Source organism: Nocardia arseniciresistens (assembly GCF_046764875.1).
Lineage (GTDB): Bacteria > Actinomycetota > Actinomycetes > Mycobacteriales > Mycobacteriaceae > Nocardia > Nocardia arseniciresistens.
Window position 1 is genome coordinate 1 of the sequence record NZ_JBKORD010000042.1, and the last position, 1627, is coordinate 1627.

The 1627-nt window shown below is 63.4% G+C and carries 1 protein-coding gene; it reads left to right on the top strand.

Annotated elements, in window-relative coordinates:
* On the top strand, positions 1-1627 hold a 1627-nt coding region (locus tag ACLMAJ_RS37985; protein WP_412018758.1), incomplete at both ends, for a condensation domain-containing protein.

Consider the following 1627-nt stretch of genomic DNA (forward strand, 5'->3'; position numbering starts at 1 on the left):
TGCTGGTGGCCGGTGAGGCGTTCACTTCTGACACTGTGGCCGCGTTCGGTCGGGTGAGTTCGGCTGAGTTGTTCAACTTGTACGGGCCGACGGAGTTCACCGTGCATGCCACGCATGCGCCCGCGGGCTCGACGACGGGAGCTGTCCCGATCGGCAAGCCGGTGTGGAACGCGCAAGCGTACGTGCTCGACGCACGGTTGAATCCAGTACCTGTCGGGGTGGCGGGTGAGTTGTATCTGGCCGGTGATCAGCTCGCGCGTGGCTATTTGGGTCGTGCTGATTTGACCGCTGATCGGTTCGTGGCCGCGCCGTTCGGTGATGACGGAGCGCGCATGTATCGCACCGGAGACCTGGTGCGCCGCGGTCCTGACGGCTCGATCACGTACTTGGGTCGTACCGATTTCCAGGTGAAGGTGCGTGGTCTGCGGATCGAGTTGGGTGAGATCGAGTCCGTGCTCACCGCACAGGATTCGGTGGCGCAGGCCGTTGTGGTGGCGCGTGATGATGAGCGTACTGGTGCTCAGTTGGTTGCTTATCTGGTTCCCGCGGGTGCGGGGATCGATACTGATGTGTTGCGTGTCGGTTTGGCGGCGCAGTTGCCGGGTTATATGGTTCCGGCTGCTTTTGTGGTTTTGGACGTGTTCCCGCTCAATGCTTCGGGCAAGTTGGATCGGAAGGCGTTGCCGCAGCCGGTGTTCGAGGTGCGCGGGTTCCGTGCGCCGGTGACGCCGGTGCAGGAGATCGTGGCCGGTGTCTTCGCCGATTTGCTGGGTGTGGACCGGGTGGGTCTTGATGATGATTTCTTTACTTTGGGTGGTAACTCGCTGATCGCGACGCAGGTGACTGCGCGTCTGGGTATGGCGTTGGATGCGGTTGTGCCGGTTCGGGCGCTGTTCGATGCTTCGACGGTGCAGGCGCTGGCTGCGCGGCTGCAGTCGCACACCGGTCAGGGCGCGCGTTCACGGTTGGTGGCGCGTTCGCGGTCGGCGGGCGAGTTGGTGCCGTTGTCGTTCGCGCAGCAGCGGATGTGGTTCCTCAACCAGTACGACAAGTCGTCGTCGGCCTACAACCTGCCACTCGGTATCCGATTGACCGGTGACCTCGACGTCGCCGCCCTGCAGGCTGCCATCGGTGACGTGATCGAGCGACACGAGTCACTGCGCACCATCTTCCCCGACATCGGCGCAGGCCCGGCACAGGTCGCGCTGGAGACCAGCGAGATGGTGCCGGATCTGGCCATGCTGCCGGTCACCGAAACCGATCTCCTCGAGCATCTGATCGCGCTGGCATCCACAAACTTCGATGTCAGCGCCGACGCGCCGCTACGTGTACGGCTGTTCCAGCTCAGTACGTCGGAGTACGTGCTGGCCCTTGTGGTGCACCACATTGCCGCCGACGGCTGGTCGCTGGCACCACTGGCCCGCGACATCATGCTCGCCTACACCGCGCGTACCGCCGGCCAAGCCCCCGCGTGGACGCCGCTGCCGGTGCAGTACGCCGACTATGCGGTGTGGCAGCGTGCGGTTCTCGGTTCGGAGGATGATCCGGAGTCGTTGATTTCTCAGCAGATTCGTTATTGGTCTGTTGAGTTGGCGGATTTGCCGGATGAGTTGGTGTTGCCGGTGGA